This window comes from Pantoea sp. MT58 (assembly GCF_014495885.1).
GTDB classification, from domain to species: domain Bacteria; phylum Pseudomonadota; class Gammaproteobacteria; order Enterobacterales; family Enterobacteriaceae; genus Pantoea; species Pantoea eucalypti.
Window position 1 is genome coordinate 1,296,901 of the sequence record NZ_CP061083.1, and the last position, 25,149, is coordinate 1,322,049.

Annotated in this window: 19 protein-coding genes; 14 read left to right on the forward strand and 5 right to left on the reverse strand. The window is 55.4% G+C overall.

What is annotated here, in order from left to right; genetic code table 11:
* The 11 genes from nuoE to IAI47_RS06425 all read left to right on the forward strand — a co-directional run bounded on the left by nuoE (position 1) and on the right by IAI47_RS06425 (position 12,692).
* Positions 1-516, forward strand: coding sequence for an NADH-quinone oxidoreductase subunit NuoE (nuoE, locus tag IAI47_RS06375; RefSeq protein WP_003854243.1), 516 nt, complete (start codon positions 1-3; stop codon positions 514-516).
* Positions 517-518: 2 nt separating this feature from the next.
* The gene (gene nuoF / locus IAI47_RS06380) at positions 519-1,859 is read left to right on the forward strand and encodes an NADH-quinone oxidoreductase subunit NuoF (RefSeq protein WP_175501446.1); all 1,341 of its coding nucleotides are present in this window, start codon (positions 519-521) and stop codon (positions 1,857-1,859) included.
* Between the two features lie 109 nt (positions 1,860-1,968).
* Entirely contained in the window at positions 1,969-4,692 is a 2,724-nt protein-coding gene (gene nuoG / locus IAI47_RS06385; RefSeq protein ID WP_008926470.1) for an NADH-quinone oxidoreductase subunit NuoG, read from the forward strand.
* Entirely contained in the window at positions 4,689-5,666 is a 978-nt protein-coding gene (gene nuoH / locus IAI47_RS06390; protein ID WP_003854240.1) for an NADH-quinone oxidoreductase subunit NuoH, read from the forward strand. Before nuoG ends, nuoH begins: the two co-directional genes overlap by 4 nt.
* A gap of 11 nt (positions 5,667-5,677) precedes the next feature.
* Complete coding sequence (nuoI, locus tag IAI47_RS06395; protein ID WP_003854239.1) at positions 5,678-6,220, forward strand: NADH-quinone oxidoreductase subunit NuoI; 543 nt, start codon at positions 5,678-5,680, stop codon at positions 6,218-6,220.
* A gap of 10 nt (positions 6,221-6,230) precedes the next feature.
* Positions 6,231-6,782 carry an NADH-quinone oxidoreductase subunit J gene (nuoJ, locus tag IAI47_RS06400; RefSeq protein WP_003854237.1) on the forward strand — a complete coding sequence of 184 codons (552 nt, stop codon included), beginning with the start codon at positions 6,231-6,233 and terminating at the stop codon, positions 6,780-6,782.
* The gene (nuoK, locus tag IAI47_RS06405) at positions 6,779-7,081 is read left to right on the forward strand and encodes an NADH-quinone oxidoreductase subunit NuoK (RefSeq protein ID WP_003854236.1); all 303 of its coding nucleotides are present in this window, start codon (positions 6,779-6,781) and stop codon (positions 7,079-7,081) included. The genes nuoJ and nuoK overlap by 4 nt, the downstream gene beginning before the upstream one ends.
* A complete protein-coding gene (nuoL, locus tag IAI47_RS06410) occupies positions 7,078-8,913 on the forward strand; it encodes an NADH-quinone oxidoreductase subunit L (protein ID WP_008926469.1) in 1,836 nt (611 codons plus the stop codon). The genes nuoK and nuoL overlap by 4 nt, the downstream gene beginning before the upstream one ends.
* 210 nt (positions 8,914-9,123) lie before the next feature.
* Positions 9,124-10,644 carry an NADH-quinone oxidoreductase subunit M gene (nuoM, locus tag IAI47_RS06415; protein WP_003854232.1) on the forward strand — a complete coding sequence of 507 codons (1,521 nt, stop codon included), beginning with the start codon at positions 9,124-9,126 and terminating at the stop codon, positions 10,642-10,644.
* 6 nt (positions 10,645-10,650) lie between these two features.
* A complete protein-coding gene (gene nuoN / locus IAI47_RS06420) occupies positions 10,651-12,108 on the forward strand; it encodes an NADH-quinone oxidoreductase subunit NuoN (protein ID WP_003854230.1) in 1,458 nt (485 codons plus the stop codon).
* A 125-nt stretch (positions 12,109-12,233) separates the two neighbouring features.
* Positions 12,234-12,692 (forward strand): GNAT family N-acetyltransferase, encoded by a 459-nt coding sequence (locus IAI47_RS06425; protein ID WP_003854228.1) that lies wholly within the window; start codon positions 12,234-12,236, stop codon positions 12,690-12,692.
* A gap of 32 nt (positions 12,693-12,724) precedes the next feature.
* Here IAI47_RS06425 and IAI47_RS06430 read toward each other — a convergent pair whose 3' ends face one another.
* A complete protein-coding gene (locus IAI47_RS06430) occupies positions 12,725-14,383 on the reverse strand; it encodes a glucan biosynthesis protein D (protein WP_008926468.1) in 1,659 nt (552 codons plus the stop codon).
* Between the two features lie 335 nt (positions 14,384-14,718).
* Between IAI47_RS06430 and elaB the strand changes: the two genes are divergently transcribed.
* A complete protein-coding gene (gene elaB, locus IAI47_RS06435) occupies positions 14,719-15,030 on the forward strand; it encodes a stress response protein ElaB (RefSeq protein ID WP_003854223.1) in 312 nt (103 codons plus the stop codon).
* Positions 15,031-15,276: 246 nt separating this feature from the next.
* Complete coding sequence (locus IAI47_RS06440) at positions 15,277-16,473, forward strand: nicotinamide mononucleotide deamidase-related protein YfaY (RefSeq protein WP_008926467.1); 1,197 nt, start codon at positions 15,277-15,279, stop codon at positions 16,471-16,473.
* 139 nt (positions 16,474-16,612) lie between these two features.
* Here IAI47_RS06440 and yfaE read toward each other — a convergent pair whose 3' ends face one another.
* The 4 genes from yfaE to ubiG all read right to left on the reverse strand — a co-directional run bounded on the left by yfaE (position 16,613) and on the right by ubiG (position 21,595).
* A complete protein-coding gene (yfaE, locus tag IAI47_RS06445) occupies positions 16,613-16,873 on the reverse strand; it encodes a class I ribonucleotide reductase maintenance protein YfaE (RefSeq protein ID WP_003854219.1) in 261 nt (86 codons plus the stop codon).
* 2 nt (positions 16,874-16,875) lie between these two features.
* Positions 16,876-18,006 carry a class Ia ribonucleoside-diphosphate reductase subunit beta gene (gene nrdB / locus IAI47_RS06450; protein WP_003854217.1) on the reverse strand — a complete coding sequence of 377 codons (1,131 nt, stop codon included), beginning with the start codon at positions 18,004-18,006 and terminating at the stop codon, positions 16,876-16,878.
* A gap of 72 nt (positions 18,007-18,078) precedes the next feature.
* Positions 18,079-20,364, reverse strand: coding sequence for a class 1a ribonucleoside-diphosphate reductase subunit alpha (gene nrdA / locus IAI47_RS06455; RefSeq protein WP_003854215.1), 2,286 nt, complete (start codon positions 20,362-20,364; stop codon positions 18,079-18,081).
* Positions 20,365-20,869: 505 nt separating this feature from the next.
* The gene (gene ubiG, locus IAI47_RS06460; protein WP_003854209.1) at positions 20,870-21,595 is read right to left on the reverse strand and encodes a bifunctional 2-polyprenyl-6-hydroxyphenol methylase/3-demethylubiquinol 3-O-methyltransferase UbiG; all 726 of its coding nucleotides are present in this window, start codon (positions 21,593-21,595) and stop codon (positions 20,870-20,872) included.
* A 177-nt stretch (positions 21,596-21,772) separates the two neighbouring features.
* On the opposite strand from ubiG, the gene gyrA reads away from it, so the two are divergent.
* Entirely contained in the window at positions 21,773-24,445 is a 2,673-nt protein-coding gene (gene gyrA, locus IAI47_RS06465; RefSeq protein ID WP_003854208.1) for a DNA topoisomerase (ATP-hydrolyzing) subunit A, read from the forward strand.
* Positions 24,446-25,149 lie beyond the last annotated feature (704 nt).

Here is a 25,149-nt window from a genome sequence, read left to right on the forward strand (position 1 = left end):
ATGCACGATCAACACATTGCCATTAAAACGATCGACCCTAACGAGGTCTTCGTGCTGAGCGCGGAAGAGCATCACGCTATTGAGCACGAAAAACACCACTACGAAGATGCGCGTGCAGCCTCCATTGAAGCGCTGAAGATCGTGCAGAAACAGCGCGGCTGGGTGCCGGACGGCGCAATCAACGCGATTGCCGACGTACTGGGTATCCCGGCGAGTGATGTTGAAGGGGTGGCGACGTTTTATAGCCAGATCTTCCGTCAGCCGGTTGGCCGTCATGTGATCCGTTATTGTGACAGCGTGGTCTGTCACATCACCGGTTATCAGGGCATCCAGTCCGCACTGGAGCAGCAGCTGAATATCAAACCGGGTCAAACCACTGCTGATGGCCGTTTTACGCTGCTGCCAACCTGCTGCCTGGGTAACTGCGACAAGGGCCCAACGATGATGGTGGATGAAGACACGCATGTTCATCTGACGCCGGAAGGCATTCCCTCTTTGCTGGAGCAGTATCAATGACAATCAAACAGATCATTCGTACTGCTGAAACCCATCCGCTCACCTGGCGGATGCGTGACGACAAGCAACCTGTCTGGCTAGATGAATATCGCAGCAAGAACGGCTATGCCGGTGCGGAAAAAGCGCTGAAAAGCATGTCACAGGATGAAATTGTCGCGGCAGTCAAAGACTCCGGCCTGAAAGGGCGCGGCGGTGCAGGCTTCTCTACCGGTCTGAAGTGGAGCCTGATGCCGAAAGATGAGTCGATGAACATCCGTTACCTGCTGTGTAACGCCGATGAAATGGAGCCAGGCACCTATAAAGACCGCCTGCTGATGGAGCAGATGCCTCACCAGCTGGTGGAAGGAATGCTGATCAGCGCCTTTGCGCTAAAGGCCTACCGTGGCTACATCTTCTTACGTGGCGAATACATTGAAGCGGCGGTGCATCTGCGTCGTGCGATTGCTGAAGCCACGGAAGCGGGCTACCTCGGTAAAAATATTCTCGGTACCGGCTTCGACTTTGAGCTGATCGTCCATACCGGCGCAGGGCGTTATATCTGCGGCGAAGAGACGGCACTGATTAACTCACTGGAAGGCCGTCGTGCTAACCCGCGTTCCAAGCCGCCATTCCCGGCGAGTGCGGGCGCGTGGGGCAAACCAACCTGCGTGAACAACGTAGAGACCCTCTCGAACGTGCCGGCGATTCTGGCCAACGGTGTGGAGTGGTACAAAAACATCTCTAAAAGTGAAGATGCCGGTACCAAAATGATGGGCTTCTCCGGACGGGTTAAAAATCCCGGCGTCTGGGAGCTGCCATTCGGTATCACCGCTCGTGAGATCCTGGAAGATTATGCGGGCGGCATGCGTGACGGACTGAAGTTCAAGGCCTGGCAGCCCGGCGGCGCTGGGACTGACTTCCTGACCGACCAGCACCTGGATCTGCCGATGGAATTTGCCAGCATTGGCAAAGCGGGCAGTCGTCTGGGTACGGCGCTGGCAATGGCCGTTGATCACGAGATCAACATGGTTTCCCTGGTGCGTAACCTGGAAGAGTTCTTTGCCCGTGAGTCGTGCGGCTGGTGTACTCCGTGTCGTGACGGTCTGCCGTGGAGCGTGAAAATTCTGCGTGCGCTGGAGCAGAAACAGGGCCAGCCAGGCGATATTGAAACCTTACTGCAACTCTGCCGTCAGCTTGGCCCAGGCAAAACCTTCTGTGCGCATGCGCCAGGTGCGGTTGAGCCGCTGCAAAGTGCGATTAAATATTTCCGTGAAGAGTTTGAAGCCGGCATGGCGCCGCAGGTGTTTGGTAATACCCGTGCCATTGGCGGGATCCAGCCAAACCTGCTGAAAGCGCGCTGGTAATTCACCAAAAACGGAACAGGCCTGGTGCCGCCGCCCCGACAATGTCGTGCGTCGGGGCAAGAATATGATTAACGCTCGTCTCTGACGAGCCTTACGGAAGCATGTCACTATGGCTACAATTCATGTAGACGGTAAAGAGTATGATGTGAACGGAGCGGACAACCTGCTACAGGCATGTCTCTCTCTGGGCCTTGATATTCCTTACTTTTGCTGGCATCCGGCGCTGGGAAGCGTTGGGGCCTGCCGCCAGTGTGCGGTAAAGCAATTCCAGAATGCCGAAGATACCCGCGGCCGTCTTGTCATGTCCTGCATGACACCGGCCTCTGACGGCACATTCATCTCCATCGATGATGGCGAAGCGAAAGAGTTCCGCGAAAGCGTGGTGGAGTGGCTGATGACCAACCACCCGCACGACTGTCCGGTGTGCGAAGAGGGCGGTAACTGTCACCTGCAGGATATGACAGTAATGACCGGCCACAGCTTCCGCCGCTATCGCTTCACCAAACGTACTCACCGTAATCAGGATCTCGGTCCGTTCATCTCCCACGAGATGAACCGCTGTATCGCCTGTTACCGCTGTGTGCGTTACTACAAAGATTATGCCGATGGCAAAGATCTGGGTGTCTACGGCGCGCATGACAACGTCTACTTTGGTCGCCCGGAAGATGGCACGCTGGAAAGCGAGTTCTCTGGCAACCTGGTTGAAATCTGCCCGACCGGCGTCTTCACGGATAAAACTCACTCTGAACGCTATAACCGCAAATGGGATATGCAGTTTGCGCCGAGCATCTGCCAGCAGTGCAGTGTCGGCTGTAACACCAGCCCGGGTGAGCGTTATGGTGAGTTGCGTCGTATTGAAAACCGCTATAACGGCACCGTAAACCACTACTTCCTGTGTGACCGTGGCCGCTTTGGCTATGGCTACGTGAACCGCAAAGATCGTCCACGCCAGCCGATGCTGCTGCGCGGCAATGACTGGGTTACGCTGAACGCAGAGCAGGCGGTCAATGCCGGTGCAGATTTGCTGCGTCAGGCGAAGAAAGTGATCGGTATCGGCTCGCCGCGCGCCAGCGTTGAAAGTAACTTTGCACTGCGTGAACTGGTGGGCGCAGAGAACTTCTCAACCGGTATGCCAGCGGACGAGCAGGCCCGTCTTGAACTGATGCTCAAAGTCCTGCGCGAAAGCGGTGTCTATACGCCATCGCTGCGTGAAATTGAAAGCTATGATGCGGTGCTGGTGCTGGGTGAAGACCTTACACAGGTTGGCGCGCGCGTGGCACTCTCTGTCCGTCAGGCGGTGAAAGGCAAAGCGCGTGATATGGCCGCTGCGCAGAAAGTCGCAGACTGGCAGATCGCCGCCATTATGAACATCGGTCAGAACGCGAAACATCCGCTGTTTGTTACCCATGTTGATGAAACCCGTCTGGATGATATCGCGGCATGGAGCTATCGTGCGCCGGTTGAAGATCAGGCGCGCCTTGGCTTCGCTATCGCCAGTGCGCTGGATGAATCTGCTCCGGCAGTCACCGATTTCGACAGCAAGCTCAACGGGAAAATGGATGTTGTCGTTCAGGCGCTGGCCGGCGCGAAAAAGCCATTAATCATCTCCGGTACTCACTCAGGCAGCAGCGCAGTCATTGAAGCCGCAGCGAACGTGGCGAAAGCCCTGAAGGCACGCGGCGCAGATGTCGGCATTACTCTGCTGGCGGGTCACGCCAACAGCATCGGTCTGGGCATGATCGGCGGTAATCCGCTGGAGCATGCGCTGGAGCAACTGAGCAACGGCGAAGCCGATGCGCTGGTGGTGCTGGAAAATGACCTCTATCGTCACGCACCAAAAGCCGTGGTGGATGCAGCCCTGGCGCAGACCACGAACGTGATTGTGGTTGATCATCAGCGTACAGCCACGCTGGAGAAAGCGGGTCTGGTGTTATCGACCGCCAGCTTCGCTGAAAGTGATGGCACCTCGATTAACCATGAAGGTCGCGCACAGCGTTTCTTCCAGGTTTACGATCCTGCCTATTACGACAGCAACGTTGTGATGCTGGAAAGCTGGCGCTGGCTGCACTCGCTGCACAGCACGCTGGAAAGCCGTCACGTGGACTGGACGCAGCTCGATCACGTGATCGATGCCGTGGTGACCCGTCTGCCACAGCTCGCGGGTATTAAAGAAGCGGCACCTGACGCCAGCTTCCGCATCCGTGGTCAGAAACTGGCGCGTTCTCCAATACGTAACAGTGGACGTACTGCGATGCGCGCGAATATCAGCGTTCATGAACCGCGTCAGCCGCAGGACCAGGACACCATGTTCGCCTTCTCTATGGAAGGGAACAACCAGCCATCAGCTCCGCGTTCGCAGATTCCGTTTGCCTGGGCTCCAGGCTGGAACTCACCGCAGGCGTGGAACAAGTTCCAGGCTGAAGTGGGCGGCAAACTGCGTCATGGCGATCCGGGCGTACGCCTGTTTGAAGCCAGCAACAGTGAGCTGCCATGGTTCACAACCGTTCCTGCCGCGTTTGTCAGTGATGCGAAGTGGCGTGTGGCGCCTCTCCACCGGTTGTTCGGTAGCGAAGAGATGTCACAGCGTTCACCGGTCTTCCAGCAGCGCATGACAGAGCCTGCATTGGTGATTAACCCGGAGGATGCAGCGAAGCTGGGCGTCAACAATGGCGCGGCGGTTGAATTCAGCTGTGCCGGCGAGACAGTGCGTCTGCCGGTCCGTTTCTCGGCGTCACTGCAGGCGGGTCAGATTGGTCTGCCGCTGGGTATGCCGGGCGTTCCGCCATTCCTGGCGAACGGTAAAGTCGACACTCTGCAGGAGGCGGCGCAATGAGCTGGTTAACACCGGACGTTATCGACATTCTGCTGGCCATTGTTAAAGCCATTGTGATTCTGCTGGTGGTTGTGGCCTGCGGCGCGTTCATGAGCTTCGCCGAGCGTCGTCTGCTCGGCCTGTTCCAGAACCGTTACGGACCTAACCGCGTCGGCTGGGGCGGCTCGCTCCAGCTGGTTGCGGACATGATCAAAATGTTCTTTAAAGAGGACTGGGTTCCGCCATTTACCGACCGCTTTATCTTTACCCTTGCGCCGGTTATTGCCTTTGTTTCTCTGCTGCTGGCCTTTGCTATCGTGCCAGTGTCGCCAACCTGGATGGTGACAGACCTGAATATCGGTCTGCTGTTCTTCCTGATGATGGCGGGCCTTGCGGTCTACGCCGTGCTGTTTGCTGGCTGGTCGAGTAACAACAAATACTCGCTGCTGGGTGCGATGCGCGCCTCGGCGCAGACGCTGAGCTACGAAGTGTTCCTGGGTCTGTCGCTGATGGGTGTGGTGGCGCAGGCGGGCTCGTTCAACATGAACGATATCGTCAACAGCCAGACGCACCTGTGGAACATCATTCCGCAGTTCTTTGGTTTCGTAACCTTCTGTATTGCTGGCGTGGCGGTGTGTCACCGTCATCCCTTTGACCAGCCAGAAGCGGAGCAGGAACTGGCAGATGGTTATCACATTGAATATGCCGGCATGAAGTTTGGCCTGTTCTTTGTCGGCGAATATGTGGCGATTACCACCGTTTCAGCGCTGATCGTAACGCTGTTCTTTGGTGGCTGGCACGGACCTTTCCTGCCGCCGTTCATCTGGTTCGCCCTGAAAACGGCGTTCTTTATGATGATGTTCATCCTGATTCGTGCTGCGCTTCCGCGTCCACGCTACGACCAGGTGCTGTCATTCGGCTGGAAAGTGTGTCTGCCGTTGACGCTGTTGAACCTGCTGGCGACTGCCGCAGTGATTCTCTACACAGCGCCGTAAGGGGTTAACAAATGACTTTGAAAGATATTGTCGTAGGCTTTGGCACGACAGTTCGCAGTATCTGGCTGATAGGGCTGCACGCCTTTGCCAAACGTGAAACGCAGATGTACCCGGAAGAGCCGGTTTATCTGCCGCCACGCTATCGTGGCCGTATCGTGTTAACCCGCGATCCGGATGGTCAGGAGCGTTGCGTCGCCTGTAACCTGTGTGCGGTTGCCTGTCCGGTTGGCTGTATTTCACTGCAGAAAGCCGAGACCAAAGATGGCCGCTGGTACCCGGAGTTCTTCCGCATCAACTTCTCACGCTGTATTTTCTGCGGCATGTGTGAAGAAGCCTGTCCGACCACCGCGATTCAGCTTACCCCGGATTTCGAACTGGGTGAGTTTAAGCGTCAGGATCTGGTGTATGAAAAGGACGATCTGCTGATTTCGGGACCGGGTAAATATCCGGAGTACAACTTCTACCGCATGGCAGGTATGGCGATTGACGGTAAAGATAAGGGCGAAGCGGAAAACGAAGCCAAGCCTATCGACGTCAAAGGCTTATTACCTTAAGGAGCAAGGCATGGAATTTGCGTTTTATCTTTGCGGACTGGTGGCGGTGCTGACGACGTTGCGCGTCATCACCCACACCAATCCGGTACATGCGTTGCTGTACCTGATCGTTTCGCTGTTATCGATCGCGGGCGTTTTCTTCTCTATGGGTGCCTATTTTGCCGGTGCGCTGGAGATCATCGTCTACGCTGGCGCCATCATGGTGCTGTTCGTCTTCGTCGTTATGATGCTGAACCTGGGCAAGCAGACGGAGAAGCAGGAGCGTGAGTGGCTCAGCCCGTCATTGTGGATTGGTCCCGGCATCGTCTCGTTGCTGCTGCTGGTGGTGATGATTTACGCCATCCTGACGGCGAATGACCAGGGCATTGATGGCACCATCATCGACGCCAAAGCGGTCGGCATCAGCCTGTTTGGTCCTTATGTGCTGGCGGTTGAACTGGCTTCTATGCTGCTGCTGGCAGGTCTGGTCGTGGCGTTCCATATCGGTCGTGAAGAGCGTCAGGGCGAAGTCCTGAGTAACCGTAATGCTGACGCCGCTCAGGTGAAAAAGGAGAACGCATGATCCCGTTACAACATGGATTGATTCTTGCTGCCGTGCTGTTTGTCCTTGGACTGACGTCGCTGGTGATACGCCGCAATCTGCTGTTTATGCTGATCGGCCTTGAAATCATGATCAACGCCGCCGCCTTAGCTCTGGTGGTTGCCGGGAGCTACTGGGGTCAGGCCGATGGACAGGTGATGTATATCCTGGCGATCAGCCTGGCGGCAGCGGAAGCCAGCATTGGTCTGGCGCTGCTGCTTCAGCTCTATCGTCGTCGTCAGACGCTGAACATTGATACTGTGAGCGAGATGCGCGGATGAATCTTCTCTATTTAACTGTCTTGTTTCCGCTGATCGGCTTTCTGCTGTTAGCGTTTTCCCGCGGTCGCTGGTCTGAGAACCTGTCGGCCACGGTAGGTATGGGATCGGTGGGTCTGGCAGCATTGACTACAGTGATGCTCGGATTCGAGTTCTTCGCCAGTGGTCAGCAAGCCTATACCCAGTCACTCTGGACCTGGATGCATGTCGGCAACTTCGACATGAAAGTGAACCTGACGCTGGATGGCCTGTCTCTGACCATGCTGTCAGTCGTCACCGGTGTTGGCTTCTTCATTCATATGTTCGCCTCCTGGTATATGCGTGGAGAAGAGGGCTACTCCCGCTTCTTCGCCTATACCAACCTGTTTATCGCCAGCATGGTTGTTCTGGTGCTGGCCGATAACCTGATGCTGATGTATCTGGGCTGGGAAGGGGTAGGGCTCTGCTCTTATCTGCTGATCGGCTTCTACTATAGCAATCCGGAAAACGGCAAAGCGGCGATGAAAGCCTTTATCATCACCCGCGTGGGCGACGTCTTCCTGGCATTCGGCCTGTTCATTCTCTACAACGAGCTGGGCACGCTGAACTTCCGCGAGATGATGGAACTGGCGCCGGCGCACTTTGCCGCAGACAACCATATGCTGCAGTGGGCAACGCTGATGCTGCTGGGTGGCGCGGTCGGTAAATCGGCACAGTTGCCGTTGCAGACCTGGCTGGCTGATGCGATGGCCGGTCCGACACCGGTTTCAGCACTGATCCACGCCGCGACCATGGTGACAGCGGGTGTTTACCTGATTGCCCGCAGCCACGGTCTCTTCCTGCTGACGCCGGAAGTGCTGCATCTGGTCGGCATCGTCGGGGCAATTACCCTGGTGCTGGCGGGCTTTGCCGCGCTGGTACAGACCGACATCAAACGTGTTCTCGCTTACTCCACCATGAGCCAGATTGGTTACATGTTCCTGGCGTTGGGTGTTCAGGCGTGGGATGCGGCGATTTTCCATCTGATGACGCACGCCTTCTTTAAAGCGTTACTGTTCCTCTCTTCGGGTTCAGTGATTCTGGCCTGCCATCACGAGCAGAACATCTTCAAAATGGGTGGCCTGCGCAAGAGCATTCCGCTGGTCTACACCTGCTTCCTGGTTGGCGGCGCGGCGCTGGCGGCACTGCCGCTGATTACGGCGGGCTTCTACAGTAAAGATGAGATTCTGTTCGGCGCACTGGCTAACGGTCACATCAACCTGATGGTTGCGGGTCTGGTAGGGGCGTTCCTGACCTCTATCTACACCTTCCGCATGATCTTCATCGTGTTCCACGGCGAAGAGAAAATTCATGCGCACGCCGGTAAAGGCATTACCCATCATCTGCCGCTGATTGTACTGCTGCTGCTCTCTACCTTCATTGGTGCGCTGATTACGCCACCGCTGGCGGGTGTATTGCCAGCCAATGAGTTTGGTGAAGCGGGCAAAGTGGGACTGGAAATCACCTCGGGCGTCGTAGCGATTGTCGGCATTCTGATCGCTGCTGCGCTGTGGCTGGGCAAACGTGAGCTGGTTACCCGTATCGCAAACAGTGCGCCAGGCCGCTTCTTCGGCACCTGGTGGTTTGCGGCCTGGGGCTTCGACTGGCTCTACGATAAAGTGTTCGTTAAACCCTACCTGGGCATTGCGTGGCTGCTGAAGCGCGACCCACTGAATGGTCTGATGAACCTGCCTGCGCTGCTGTCACGCATTGCCAACAAAGGCCTGGTTGTCAGTGAGAACGGCTACCTGCGCTGGTACGTTGCGTCAATGAGCCTGGGTGCCGTACTGGTGCTGGCTCTGCTGCTGGTGATTTAAAGATTGATGAGCGGGGCAGGTTAGTTAATCTGCCCATTGAGAATGTCAAAAATTGTCCTGAGCAAGGGCGTTATCGTCGCAGCCAGTCTGGTTACCGCCAGCGCGCAGCAACCGGAGCATACCGAGGTATGTGAGGATTGCGAGCACTGCCGGGAATCAAACTGGCAAGTAAGATAGCCCGAACTAAGACAAAGAAAAGGGAAGTGTGCCGTGTTATTACCTTGGCTAATTATCATACCCTTCGTCGGCGGTCTGATCTGCTGGCTCACTGAGCGCCTTGGCGCGAAGGTGCCACGCTGGATCGCGCTGATCACCATGGGGCTGACGTTGGCGCTTTCGCTGCAACTCTGGTTGCAGGGAGGCTATTCACTGACGCAGGCAGCGGGCATTCCGCAGTGGCAGTCAAGTTTCTCCGTTCCGTGGATCCCACGCTTCGGCATCAGCTTCCATTTAGCCATTGATGGCCTGTCGCTGCTGATGGTAGTGCTGACAGGCCTGCTCGGTCTGATGGCGGTGCTCTGTTCATGGAATGAGATTTCAAAGTATCAGGGCTTCTTCCATCTGAACCTGATGTGGATCCTGGGCGGCGTAATCGGTGTGTTCCTCTCCATCGACATGTTCCTGTTCTTCTTCTTCTGGGAAATGATGCTGGTGCCGATGTACTTCCTCATCGCGCTCTGGGGTCACAAAGCGTCTGACGGCAAAACCCGTATCTCCGCTGCGACCAAGTTCTTCATCTACACCCAGGCTTCCGGTCTGGTGATGCTGATTGCGATTCTGGGCCTGGTGTTTGTCCACTACAACGCGACCGGTGTCTGGACGTTCAACTATGAACAGCTTCTGAAGACGCCAATGTCGAGCGGTGTTGAATATCTGCTGATGCTGGGCTTCTTTATCGCCTTTGCGGTGAAGATGCCGGTAGTGCCGTTACATGGCTGGCTGCCGGATGCGCACAGTCAGGCGCCGACTGCGGGTTCTGTTGACCTGGCAGGTATCCTGCTGAAAACCGCGGCTTATGGCTTACTGCGTTTCAGTCTGCCGCTGTTCCCGAACGCGTCAGCAGAGTTTGCGCCAATCGCTATGTGGTTAGGCATCATTGGGATCTTCTACGGTGCCTGGATGGCCTTCTCGCAGACCGATATCAAACGTCTGATCGCGTATACCTCGATTTCGCACATGGGCTTTGTGCTGATTGCTATCTACACCGGCAGCCAGCTGGCGCTGCAGGGTGCGGTGATTCAGATGATTGCACACGGTCTGTCCGCAGCGGCACTCTTCATTCTGTGTGGTCAGCTGTATGAGCGTCTGCATACCCGTGATATGCGTCAGATGGGTGGTCTGTGGTCGCGCATCAAATGGATTCCGGGTCTGTCGCTCTTCTTTGCTGTCGCCAACCTCGGTATGCCGGGTACGGGTAACTTCGTCGGCGAATTTATGATTCTGACCGGCAGCTTCCAGGTGGTGCCGATGATTATCATCATCGCGACCTTTGGTCTGGTGTTCGCCTCGATTTACTCGCTGGTGATGATGCAGCGCGCTTACTATGGCGAAGCGAAATCGAAAGATCCGCTGCCAGGCATGTCGCCGCGCGAGTTCATGACCATCGGTGTTCTGGTGGTGCTGCTGGTGCTGCTGGGCGTCTATCCACAGCCGATTCTGGATACTTCGCACGCTGCCATGAGCAATATTCAGCAGTGGTTTACCGCTTCAATTTCAACTACAAGGCCGTAATTCGCCATGACAATAACTCCTCACCAATTGATTGCGTTACTACCGCTGTTAATCGTCGGATTGACGGTGGTGGTTGTGATGCTGTCCATTGCCTGGCGACGCAACCACTTCGTTAACGCCACGCTAACGGTAGTTGGCCTGAACCTGGCGCTGCTCTCGCTCTACTTTGTCGGTCAGGTCGGGGCGATGGATGTCACGCCGCTGCTGCGCGTCGATGGTTATTCGATGTTCTATACCGCGCTGGTGATGCTGGCGAGTCTGGCGACCTGTACCTTTGCCTATCCATGGCTGGCGGGTTACCCGGACAACAAAGATGAGTTCTATCTGCTGGTGCTGATTGCGGCCCTCGGTGGCATCGTGCTGGCCAGTGCTAACCATCTGGCCTCGCTGTTCATCGGCATTGAGCTGTTGTCGCTGCCGCTGTTTGGTCTGATTGGCTACGCTTTCCGCCAGAAACGTTCGCTGGAAGCCGCACTGAAATACACCATTCTGTCTGCGGCGGCCTCATCGTTCCTGCTGTTTGGTATTGCGCTGATCTACGCCGATTCCGGTAATCTGAGCTTTGTTGCGCTGGGTCAGAGCCTGACTGACAGCATGATCCATGAGCCATTGCTGCTGGTGGGTCTGGGCATGATGATCATCGGCCTGGGCTTCAAACTTTCACTGGTTCCGTTCCATCTCTGGACGCCAGATGTGTATCAGGGTGCGCCTGCGCCGGTTTCAACCTTCCTGGCGACGGCCAGCAAGATTGCGATCTTCGGTGTCATCATGCGTCTGTTTATGTACGCGCCGGTGACCGACAGCGAAGCGGTGCGCACCGTGCTGGCCATGATCGCCTTTGTGTCGATTCTGTTCGGTAACCTGATGGCGATTTCGCAGAGCAACATCAAGCGTCTGCTGGGTTACTCCTCTATCGCCCACCTCGGCTATCTGCTGGTCGCGCTGATTGCAGTGAAAGATCATCAGCTGTCGCTGGAAACCTCAGGTGTTTACCTGGCCGGTTATCTGTTCAGCAGCCTGGGTGCCTTTGGTGTGGTGAGCCTGATGTCCAGCCCGTATCGTGGCCCGGATGCAGATTCACTCTACTCTTATCGCGGTCTGTTCTGGCATCGTCCTATCCTGTCAGCGGTCATGACAGTGATGATGCTGTCACTGGCCGGTATCCCGATGACGCTGGGCTTTATCGGTAAATTCTACGTGATTGCTTCAGGCGTCAGTGCGCATCTGTGGTGGCTGACCGGTGCGGTAGTAGCGGGCAGTGCGATTGGCCTTTACTACTATCTGCGCGTAACGGTAAGTCTCTACCTCAGCCCGCCGGAACTGCACACCCGTGATACCCCGGCTAACTGGGCATTCACCGCCGGTGGTGTCGTGGTTCTGATTTCTGCCATTCTGGTACTGCTGTTAGGGGTTTACCCGCAGCCGCTCATCAGACTGGTCCAGATGGCTCAGCCACTGATGTAAGCTGATAACTGCGAATAATGAATCAGGCCTCCGGGCCTGATTTTTTTTGTCTGTCAGATGAGGTGACCAGCTGGTGCTGACGACCTCGCGCTGATGTAGAGTGTCTGGTTTAGTAAGGAGAGACCATGAACATTGACTGGCAGGATAAACACCATAGCGAACTTACCGCCCCGGAACTCTATGCGCTGCTGGCGTTGCGCAGTGAGGTGTTTGTGGTGGAGCAACAGTGTGCTTATCTTGATGTGGATGGCAAAGATTTACAGGCCGAAAACAGGCATCTGCTGGGCACGGTGGATGATCAGCTGGTGGCTTATGCGCGACTTCTTTCCCCGGAAGATGAAACCAGCCCGGTGAAAATTGGACGGGTCATTGTTTCAGATCGGGTGCGCGGTGCGCGTCTGGGCAATCGTCTGATGGAACAGGCGATCAGCAGTTGTCAGCAGCACTGGCCGGGCCGTGACATATTTCTCTCCGCGCAGGCGCATCTTGAAAACTTCTATGGGCAGCACGGCTTTGTGGCGGTGGGGGAGAACTATCTGGAAGATGGCATTCCGCACGTCGATATGCTGAAGAATGCGCCATAAAAAAAGCGAGGCCTGAGCCTCGCCTTTTTCTATCAACCCACCGTCATCTGACGGTCATCGACATATTTGCGCTGATCCGGCGCAGGCGGGAAATACTGATAAAGCCAGGTTTCACTCAGCGTCTCATCCTTGCTGCGCAGGAACAGACGCATCTCTACCGGCTGGGTGGAATCGCTGTTCGGATACCAGTCAAACAGGATGCGGTATCCTTTGAGCGGATCGACATACAGAATTTCAACCTGCTTCACGCTGCCGGATGAAACGGTAATCACCGGCTCAATGCCTTTCGGCGCAGCAGCCTGCAAATCCCCACCAATAAAATCGATGGCGAAGCGGCGGCACCAGGTTTCCGGGAAGTGTTCGCCAGGCGCCCAGCCTTCCGGGAAACCACCGATACCGGTACGGGTCGCATCCACACGTGCCAGACCGCTACGTACTGGCGGCAGACCACTCCAGTAGAGCTTGTAAGAGAAGTTCAGCTCGCTGCCCGCTTTGACCGGCTCAGCCGGTTGCCAGAAGCAGACTACGTTATCCAGCGTTTCACCGGTGGTCGGGATCTCCATCAGGTTAATTGCGCCTTTGCCCCACTTGCCGACCGGCTCCACCCACAGGCTCGGACGTTTGTCATACCAGCCAATCACATCCTGATAATCTTTGAAGTCGTGATTTAACTGCAGCAGGCCAAAGCCTCGCGGATTCTCATCTTCATAGGCATTGAACTGCAGACGCTGCGGATTATTCAGTGGGCGGGCGATCCATTCGCCTTTACCGGTCCACATCGCCAGACGATCGGAGTCGTGGATCTGCGGATGGTAGGTGTTGCACATGCGGCGCTCGTTGGTGCCGCAGCTGAACATACTGGTCATTGGCGAGATGCCAATCTGACGGATCTCTTTACGGGCGAACAGGTGGTTTTCCACCTCCATCACCACGCGTTTCTCTTCGCAGTGGATGATGAACTTATAGGCACCGGTGACACTCGCGCCATCCAGCAGGGCATAGCAGGTAAAGGTGGTATCTTCCGCTTTTGGCGTTTCAAACCAGAAAGCGGTGAAATCGGGGAACTCTTCCTGGCCATTGCTGAAGGTGTTGATCGCGACACCACGCGCCGAGAGGCCATACTGGTAAGTATCGTCTACCGCACGGAAGTAACTTGCGCCAAGGAAGGATACGATGTCGCGACGGGCCAGTTCCGGTTTTTTAAATGCGCGGAAACCGGCAAAGCCGAGGTCAGTTTTGCCCTCCAGCTGCTTAGTATCAACCTTCGCGTCGTTATAGTTGAACAGCTCAGGGCGGAAGTGAATTTCGCGTGCCTGACGGCTCTCGCCGTCAACAGAGAACATGCGGATGCGCCGCTTGAAGCCCATGCCGACGTGGAAGAACTGCACGTCCAGCTGACGATCGGGCAGGTTATTCCAGAGTGAGTGGTTGGCGTCATACTGAATTTCGTTGTACGCCTGTGGGGTCAATGTGGCCAGCGTCTCCGGCAGTGCACCTGGTGCACCGCCCCAGGGTTTCTTCGCCAGCGCAGCCGCGTTTTTCTTCAATACGTCGAAATCGAAGCGTACGGCGGTTCCGTCAGCAATGCCATCTTCTGCCCATGCGGATTGCGCAAACAGCGTTGACAGGCCGGTCATGCCGCTGACGGCAGAGAAGGCCATTGACGCTTTCATAAACATTCTTCGATTCATGCCAGAGATCATTCCTTAGCTGTTCGAGGGTGTCGTGACTGTTGTGCAACATGCACTTTCATGGCCCGATAATCACAGGCAACAGAGGGGTACGACAGTAGGGTTACTGGAAAATTCAGTCACGACAAAATTTATCAGATTAATCAAAGAAGCGAAGCGAAATTCGGCGGTTGCCGCTGCGTCTTACACTTCTTTGCGCAGCGAAGCGGCGCACCGCCTGCACTGAGTAAGATTAACAGATGAAAAATCAGGTGATTCCTGGAGCAGGAAATCAGCAGAGCGCCAGATTATGGCTATAGTTAATGAACTGCTTTGCAATTCACACGGAGGAAATGATGGTAAATCAGACAAATCAATTCGAATCGGGCCTCGATGACGATATTGCGTTACTGACCGAAACCCTGGAAGAAGTGCTTAAGGCATCAGGCGATCCGGCCGATCAGAAATACATTGAGCTTAAAAGCAAAGCTGAACAGGCGCTGAACGATGTTAAATCCCGTGTCAGCCAGGCGTCCGACAGTTACTACTATCGCGCTAAACAAGCGGCATACCGTGCAGACGATTACGTGCACGAAAAACCGTGGCAGGGCGTAGGTATTGGTGCAACCGCCGGCCTGGTTCTCGGCCTGCTGCTGGCGCGTCGCTAATTGCGATTCGCTCATGTAGCGCGGTAACAGACGACAGCAGTAAACCTGCGGCGGGTAAATCCCGCCGTTTTTTTATTGTTTTCTCAACCCCTCATTGATTCACCTCTGTTGAGCCTGCCTCGCCCTCATTCACTTTTATGCGCAACGTGCTGCTTTAGATAAACCAGTAACAAACCCGGGTCACACAGATTGTGTTTCGCAGGTGGACTTCATACAGTTAAATAAACGTGAAAAGGAGAACCGGACGTGATTAGAATTGAGATGCTGTCTACCGGGGATGAGGTGCTGCATGGCCAAATCGTCGATACCAATGCCGCCTGGCTGGCTGATATTTTATTCCAGCAAGGTTTGCCCATGACCAGCCGAACCACGGTTGGGGATTCACTGGAATCGCTCATCGACACCCTGCAGACACGAAGCCATGAGGCCGACGTGTTGATTGTGAATGGCGGCCTGGGTCCCACCAGTGACGATCTCAGCGCGCTGGCAGCCGCTCGCGCCTGTGGGGTTGAACTGGAGATGCAGCAGGACTGGCTGGCACAAATGGAAGCCTGGTTCGCCAGCCGTGGCCGGGTGATGGCCGCCAGCAATCGCAAGCAGGCTGAAATTCCGGCCAATGCGGAGCTGATTGATAATCCGGTTGGAACCGCCTGTGGCTTTGCCCTGCAACTCAACCGCTGCTGGATATTCTTCACGCCTGGCGTGCCATCTGAATTTAAGGTGATGGTGGAGCAGCAGATCATTCCCCGTCTGAAAGCAAAATTCTCGCCGCCCGAACCGCCGATTTGTCTGCGACTGACCACCTTTGGTCGCGGTGAAAGTGATATTGCCGCTGAGCTGGAGCCGCTGGCGCTGCCGGAAGGTGTGGTGATGGGCTATCGCTCGTCGATGCCGATCATTGAGATCAAACTGACCGGCCCGGCCAGTCAGCGTGTCGCGATGGAGCAGGTGTGGCAGCAGGTGCGTCTGCTACTGGCGGAGTGCACTATCTTTGAAGGCACGGAAGGGTTACCGGCGCTGCTGGCACGCGAGCTGACGCAGCGTGGCGAGCAGCTGGCGGTCAGTGAGCAATACACCGCCGGGCTGCTTTACTGGCAGCTGGCTGCCGCCAGCGTGCCGTTGCGGGGCGCTGACATTCTGCCATCAACGCAGGAGACGCTGGAGCAGCAGGTGACGCGCACCCGCGAACTTGCCGCACAGCAGCAGGCAGCGCTGGCGCTTTCTGTTGGCAGCCTGGAACAGGAAACGATTTCGGTAGCGTTACATACGCCGGATGGCGGCTTTGGTCAGCGCGTGAAGTTCAGCACCGGTCGTCATAACCTGGAGACGCGCCAGAAGGTGGTAGCGATGATGGCGATGAATATGCTGCGCCGCTGGTTACACGGCAGCGAAGTGAGCACCGGTCACGGCTGGATTGATGTGGTTGAAACTGTCAGACAGTAATTTCAGTGAAAACAAAACGGGCGCCAGAGGCGCCCGTTTTGTATGTGACTGTGAATGACCCTTTGCGGGGGCATTCTCACAGCAATAAATAAGCTGACTCGATCTAACAGCAAATCAAGCCAGACTTGTTCCGTCTCAGTTATAACTCAAGCTCGATCTCGCCTTTAGCTTTGCAGCAGCAGGGCAGAATCTCATCCTGCTGCACAAAGGCCAGCGGCCGCTGTGGGTAATGCACTTCGCCTTTCAGCAGCCGCATCCGGCAGGAGCCGCAGTAACCTTCGCGGCACTGAAACTCCACGCAGAGATTATTGGCTTCCAGCAGGGAGAGCAGATTGGGGTGATCTTCTGCGCATTCCAGCCGGGCGCCGGAACTGCGCAGAATAACAACGTCGCGGCTCATGATTAAAGCTGGAAGTCGTCGAAGTCGTTAGCGCCCACTTCAGAATCGATCTGACCCACCAGATAGGAGCTCACTTCCACTTCCTGTGGCGCAACCTGCACGTTGTCAGACACCAGCCAGGAGTTGATCCATGGGATCGGGTTAGAGCGCGTCTGGAAGGGCAGATCAAGGCCAACTGCCTGCATACGGATATTGGTGATGTACTCAATGTACTGGCAGAGAATGTCTTTGTTCAGGCCGATCATTGAACCGCCGCTGAACAGATATTCCGCCCACTCTTTCTCCTGCAGCGCTGCCTTCTTAAACAGCTCGAAGCACTCTTCACGGCACTCTGCCGCAATCTCTTTCATTTCCGGATCGTCTTCGCCGCTGCGCAGCAGGTTCAGCATATGCTGGGTGCCGGTCAGGTGCAGCGCTTCATCGCGGGCGATCAGTTTGATGATTTTGGCATTGCCTTCCATCAGTTCACGCTCGGCGAAAGCGAATGAACAGGCGAAGCTGACATAGAAACGGATCGCTTCCAGCGCATTGACGCTCATCAGGCAGATATAGAGCTGCTTCTTCAGAGCACGCAGGCTGACCACAACCTGTTTGTCGTTGACCTTATGAGTGCCTTCGCCCAGCTGATGCCAGTAGTTGGTCATCTCAATCAGATCGTCGTAATAGCGAGAGATATCCTGGGCACGCGCCAGAATCTGCTCATTGGTGACGATATCGTCGAATACTACCGCCGGATCGTTAACGATATTACGGATGATATGGGTGTAAGAACGGGAGTGGATCGTCTCGGAGAACGCCCAGGTTTCAATCCAGGTTTCCAGCTCAGGAATCGAGATCAGCGGAAGCAGGGCGACGTTCGGGCTGCGACCCTGAATGGAATCCAGCAGTGTCTGATACTTCAGGTTGCTGATAAAGATATGCTTCTCGTGGTCCGGCAGCGCCTGGTAGTCAATTCGGTCGCGTGAGACATCAACCTCTTCCGGACGCCAGAAGAAGGAGAGCTGCTTTTCGATCAGCTTTTCAAAGATGTCATATTTTTGCTGATCGAAGCGCGCCACGTTTACGGACTGACCGAAAAACATCGGCTCTTTCAGCTGATCATTTTTGTTCTGTGAGAAAGTGGAGTAAGCCATAAAAGTTGTCCAAAAGTAGACGAAGCCAGGCCTCGTGAAATGAATGAGGCGGGAGAATCTCCCGCCTGACCATTAGATTTTACAGGCGCCGCTCTCGCAGCCATCATCCTGGATAGAAGGTGCCAGGTCATCCTGCGCATCTTCCGCACCGTCACGGGTGTTCTGATAGTAGAGCGTTTTCACGCCAAACTTGTACGCGGTCAGCAGATCTTTCAGCAGCTGTTTCATCGGCACTTTACCGTTAGTAAAGCGTGATGGATCGTAGTTGGTGTTAGACGAAATCGCCTGGTCGATGAATTTCTGCATCAGACCCACCAGTTGCAGGTAACCGTCATTGTTCGGCATTTCCCACAGCAGTTCGTACTGATCTTTCAGACGCTCATACTCCGGCACCACCTGACGCAGGATGCCATCTTTCGATGCTTTGATGCTGATGTGACCGCGTGGTGGCTCGATGCCGTTGGTGGCATTGGAGATCTGCGACGAAGTCTCAGACGGCATCAGCGCAGACAGGGTCGAGTTACGCAGGCCGTGCGTTTTGATCTCTTCACGCAGGCTCTCCCAGTCGAGATGCAGCGGTTCGTTGCTGATCGCGTCCAGATCTTTCTTGTAGGTGTCGATCGGCATGATGCCCTGCGCATAGGTGGTTTCATTGAACCACGGGCAGGCACCTTGCTCTTTCGCCAGCTCATTGGACGCTTTCAGCAGGTAATACTGAATGGCTTCAAAGGTTTTGTGCGTCAGGCCATTGGCGCTGCCATCGGAGTAGCGCACACCGTGCTTCGCCAGATAGTAAGCGTAGTTGATCACGCCAATACCCAGGGTACGACGACCCATTGCGCCACGCTGGGCAGCCGGAATCGGGTAATCCTGATAATCGAGCAGCGCATCGAGCGCACGAACGGCGAGGGTAGCCAGCTCTTCCAGATCGTCGAGGCTTTCGATGGCGCCAAGGTTGAACGCAGAAAGCGTACACAGGGCAATCTCACCGTTTTCGTCGTTAACATCTTCCAGCGGTTTGGTCGGCAGGGCGATTTCCAGGCAGAGGTTAGACTGGCGAACCGGGGCGATGCGCGGATCAAACGGGCTGTGAGTGTTGCAGTGATCGACGTTCTGAATGTAGATACGGCCGGTTGAAGCACGTTCCTGCATCATCAGCGAGAAGAGATCGACCGCTTTAACACGCTGCTTACGGATGCTCTGATCCTGCTCATATTTGGTGTAGAGACGTTCGAACTCATCCTGATCGGCGAAGAACGCATCATACAGGCCTGGCACGTCAGACGGGCTGAACAGGGTGATATCTTCGCCTTTCAGCAGGCGCTGATACATCAGCTTGTTGAGCTGTACACCGTAGTCCATGTGACGCACGCGGTTGCCTTCAACACCACGGTTGTTTTTCAGCACCAGCAGGCTTTCGATTTCCAGATGCCACATCGGGTAGAAGAGCGTTGCTGCACCGCCACGCACGCCGCCCTGAGAACAGGACTTCACCGCAGTCTGGAAATGCTTGTAGAACGGGATACAGCCGGTGTGGAACGCTTCACCCCCGCGAATCGGGCTGCCCAGCGCACGGATACGACCGGCGTTGATGCCGATACCAGCACGCTGAGAAACATATTTCACAATCGCGCTTGAGGTGGCGTTGATGGAGTCCAGGCTGTCGCCGCACTCGATCAGCACACAGGAGCTGAACTGACGCGTCGGGGTTCGCACGCCTGACATGATTGGCGTCGGCAGCGAGATTTTAAACGTTGAGATCGCATCATAGAAACGCTTGATGTAATCCATACGCGTATCGCGCGGGTAGCCAGAGAAGAGGCAGGCCGCGACCAGAATGTAGAGGAACTGCGCACTCTCGTAGATTTCACCCGAGACGCGGTTCTGCACCAGATATTTGCCTTCCAGCTGCTTCACGGCGGCATAGGAGAAGTTCATGTCTCGCCAGTGGTCGAGGAACTCGTCCATCTGCGCGAATTCTTCCTGGCTGTAATCTTCCAGCAGGTGGCGATCATATTTGCCCATGTCGACCATCTTAACGACCTGGTCATAAAGCTTCGGCGGCTCAAACTGACCATACGCTTTTTTGCGCAGGTGGAAGATCGCCAGGCGGGCAGCCAGGTACTGATAGTCAGGGGCATCGCGAGAGATGAGGTCTGCTGCGGCCTTGATGATAGTCTCATGAATGTCAGACGTTCTGATTCCATCATAGAACTGAATGTGAGAGCGCAGTTCCACCTGTGACACTGAGACGTTGTTCAGCCCTTCAGCTGCCCAGTCCAGCACACGGTGAATTTTATCGAGATCAATGCGCTCCTGGCGGCCATCGCGTTTAGTAACGAGCAGACTCTGGTTCATGTCGCGTATTTACCTTTGCGTGAGTATCCAAAAATTAAAAGAAATCCCGGTTTATACACAGCCTATTCATTGTGAATAATGTGTGGATAAACACTACATCTAGGGGGTGAAGAGAAAAGTCATAACTACATGGGGGCATATTTTAGTATTTTACGGCCGCTTAACAAGAGCAAAAAATGATGGCTGGAGGGGTTGTAATTCTTGCGAAATTTCTTAGCCCACGCCTTGTAAGGCCTGGCAACATGTCAACCGGATCACACTTTTTTTTCTTATTATGATCGGGCGCGTGTTTCTTATTCAATCCTCAGGATTCAGCCAGAAAAGGGATGAAAAATGGATAAAAGCCGCTAGCAGGGGGCCGCGACGTTGAGCGGATGCGGGCATGGCTGACGTAACCTATTGGCAGCCATCGGAATGCCTGCCACCAGGCGAGGGCACTAACCGCTCTGACAGGAAGAGCAGGCAGAGGAAAAAGTGCCCGCCCGGATTCAGGCGGGCAGATGACTTAACCCGCGTGGTGAGTGTGCACCATATAATTCACATCAGTGCCGGGCGCCAGTTTGAAGCGGTTGGTCACCGGGTTGTAATGCAGGCCAATAATGTGGCGTTCACGCAGGGGCGTTTCATCGACCCAGCCCAGCAGTTCGGATGGGCGGATGAATTTCTTCACATCATGGGTGCCGCGCGGCAACATGCGCAGCACATATTCCGCGCCGAAAATCGCCAGCAGCCAGGCCTTTGGATTGCGGTTCAGCGTTGAGAAAAAGACTTCGCCCCCGGGCTTGACCAGCTTCGCACAGGCGTGAATCACCGAGCGCGGATCCGGCACGTGCTCCAGCATCTCCATACATGTCACCACATCATACTTTCCGGCGTTCTGATCGGCATGCTCTTCAACGGTCTGTTGCACATAGTCCAGCGTCACGCCGCTCTCCAGAGCATGCAGGCGCGCCACGGCCAGCGGTTCCGCACCCATATCCAGACCGGTCACGACGGCGCCTTCACGCGCCATGCTTTCGGATAAAATGCCGCCGCCGCATCCGACGTCGAGCACAGTTTTACCGAACAGACCGTTGCTGTGCTGCGCGATGTAGCCCAGGCGCAGCGGGTTGATACGGTGCAACGGTTTAAATTCACCCTCCAGATCCCACCAGCGCGAGGCAACGGCCTCAAACTTGGCAATTTCCTGCGCATCGACGTTATGCTGATGATTCTGCGGTTGTGCATTCATTGAATCGTAACTCCTGACAAAATGTGCCCACAGTATAAACGCTTAACCGCAGTTGGCACACCTTTCAGGGACAATGAAAAGCGGGGGAAATCGGTGGTTAACGTTCACCAGAGCATTGCAGTGTGATATACTTTCGCACCTTTAAAATCCGGGATTAAGTAGAGGGATAGCGGCTCCATGAGCGACCTTGCGAGAGAAATTACACCGGTCAATATCGAAGAAGAATTAAAAAATTCTTACCTCGGTTACGCCATGTCGGTCATCGTTGGCCGAGCTTTACCCGATGTGCGTGATGGCCTGAAGCCGGTTCACCGTCGCGTTCTTTTTGCGATGAGTGTACTGGGTAACGACTGGAACAAACCCTATAAAAAATCTGCCCGCGTCGTCGGTGACGTTATCGGTAAATATCACCCGCATGGTGATTCCGCCGTTTACGACACCATTGTACGTATGGCCCAGCCTTTCTCCCTGCGTTACATGCTGGTGGACGGACAAGGCAACTTCGGTTCCATCGACGGCGACTCCGCCGCGGCGATGCGTTATACCGAAATTCGCATGTCGAAAATTGCCCACGACCTGTTAGCTGACCTGGAAAAAGAGACCGTCGATTTCGTCCCGAACTATGACGGCACTGAGCAGATCCCTGAAGTTCTGCCAACCAAAATCCCTAACCTGCTGGTGAACGGTTCTTCCGGTATCGCCGTGGGTATGGCAACCAACATTCCACCGCATAACCTGCGTGAAGTGATTAACGGCTGCCTGGCATATATTGAAAATGAAGACATCAGCATCGAAGAGCTGATGGAGCACATTCCGGGGCCAGATTTCCCGACAGCCGCCATCATCAATGGTCGCCGTGGTATTGAAGAAGCGTACCGCACCGGTCGCGGTAAAATTTATATCCGTGCGCGTGGCGAAGTGGAAGCCGATGCGAAAACGGGCCGCGAGACCATCATCATTCATGAGCTTCCGTATCAGGTTAACAAAGCACGCCTGATTGAGAAGATTGCGGAGCTGGTGAAAGAGAAGCGCGTTGAAGGCATCAGCGCACTGCGCGATGAGTCTGATAAAGACGGCATGCGTATCGTGATTGAGATCAAGCGCGATGCCGTCGGCGAAGTGGTTCTGAATAATCTCTATTCACTGACCCAGCTGCAGACCTCTTTTGGTATCAATATGGTGGCGCTGCATCAGGGCCAGCCAAAGATTATGGCACTGAAGGAGATTCTGGACGCCTTCGTTCGCCATCGTCGTGAAGTCGTGACGCGTCGTACCATTTTCGAACTGCGTAAAGCCCGTGACCGTGCGCATATTCTGGAAGGTCTGGCGATTGCGCTGGCGAATATCGATCCGATTATTGAGCTTATTCGTCGTGCACCTAACCCGGCAGAAGCGAAAGCGGGTCTGATTGCGCAGGCGTGGGATCTGGGTAATGTGTCAGCGATGCTGGAACGTGCGGGCGACGATGCCGCTCGTCCGGAGTGGCTGGATCCGCAGTACGGCATCCGTGACGGTCAGTACTATCTGACCGAGCAGCAGGCTCAGGCGATTCTGGATCTGCGTCTGCAGAAACTGACCGGTCTTGAGCACGAGAAGCTGCTGGATGAGTATAAAGGTCTGCTGGAGCAGATCGCAGAGCTGTTGCGCATTCTGTCTGACGCCGATCGTCTGATGGAAGTGATTCGCGAAGAGCTGGAGCTGATGCGTGATCAGTTCGGCGATGAGCGTCGCACAGAGATTACTGCCAATACCGCTGATATTAATATCGAAGACCTGATCAATCAGGAAGATGTTGTGGTGACATTGTCGCATCAGGGCTACGTGAAGTATCAGCCGCTGACCGATTATGAAGCGCAGCGTCGTGGTGGTAAAGGCAAGTCAGCCGCACGTATTAAAGAAGAGGACTTCATTGATCGTCTGCTGGTGGCCAATACCCATGACACGATTCTCTGCTTCTCAAGCCGTGGTCGTCTCTACTGGATGAAGGTTTATCAGTTGCCGGAAGCGAGTCGTGGTGCGCGGGGACGTCCGATCGTGAACCTGCTGCCGCTGGAAGCCAACGAGCGTATTACAGCGATTCTGCCGGTACGTGAGTATACCGAAGGCTTCAATATCTTTATGGCGACCGCGCTGGGAACCGTGAAGAAGACCGCGCTGAAAGAGTTCAGCCGTCCGCGCAGCGCCGGTATTATTGCCGTGAACCTGCGTGACGATGATGAGCTGATCGGTGTGGCGCTGACCAATGGTAATGACGAAGCGATGCTGTTCTCAGCGGCCGGTAAAGTGGTGCGCTTTGCAGAAACCGCAGTCCGTGCGATGGGTCGTACTGCCTCTGGCGTTCGCGGCATCAGGCTGGCTGAAGGCGATCGTGTGGTCTCGCTGATTGTACCGCGTGAAGAGGGTGCAATTATGACCGTGACCCAGAATGGTTACGGTAAGCGTACTGCCAACAGCGAATACCCGACCAAGTCGCGTGCGACGCAGGGTGTTATTTCTATCAAAGTGACCGAACGTAATGGTCCGGTGATTGGCGCGGTTCAGGTTGTCGATGGCGATCAGATTATGATGATCACCGATGCTGGTACGCTGGTGCGTACCCGCGTGTCAGAAGTGAGCGTCGTGGGTCGTAATACCCAGGGTGTGATTCTGATTCGTACCGCAGAGGATGAGAACGTGGTCGGTCTGCAGCGTGTTGCCGAGCCGGTTGAAGAAGAAGAGCTGGATTCAATCGACGGTAGCGTAGCGGAAGGCGAGGATGATATCGCGCCAGAAGCAGAGATCGACGATGAAGAGATTGCACCGGAAGCGGATGCAGAAGACGAAGACGACGCGGCTGAAGACGAAGAATAATTTGTCTGATGTGAGCTGAGGTTCGTTGCAGAAACGGCAGGTCAGGGGAAACCCGGCCTGCCGTTTTTTTATGGGATTTGGAAGCAAGTGGCTGTCAGTCAGGAGCCGTCGAAAGGCCTGCACTGCCCGATCGCAACGGTATCTGCAAGTCGGGAGCCGCCGAAAGACCCGCACTGCCCGATCGCAAAGGAATCCCGCATCCCTGCGGATCGGCCACGCCATCCCTGGCGTGGACGCTTTGCTCTTCGGGCAGTGCAGGTCTTTCTTGTTCAGGCAGCGGCGTCGCTTTGTGTGGGTTGCAGGACAAAGTGGCAGAGGGGCGGGAGTCGGTTGCTGTGAGAGGGGGGCCGCCGAAAGACCCGCACTGCCCGATCGCAAAGGAATCCCGCATCCCTGCGGATCGGCCACGCCATCCCTGGCGTGGACGCTTTGCTCTTCGGGCAGTGCAGGTCTTTCTTGTTCAGGCAGCGGCGTCGCGTTAAGTGGGTTGCAGGACAGAGGTGGCAGAGGGGCGGGAGCTGGTGGCTGTGAGAGGGGAGCCGTCGAAAGGCCCGCACTGCCCGATCGCAAAGGATTCCCGCATCCCTGCGGATCGGCCACGCCATCCCTGGCGTGGACGCTTTGCTCTTCGGGCAGTGCGGGTCTTTCTTGTTTGGGCGGCGGCGTCGTTTTGTGTGGATTGCAGGACAGAGGTGACTGGGTGG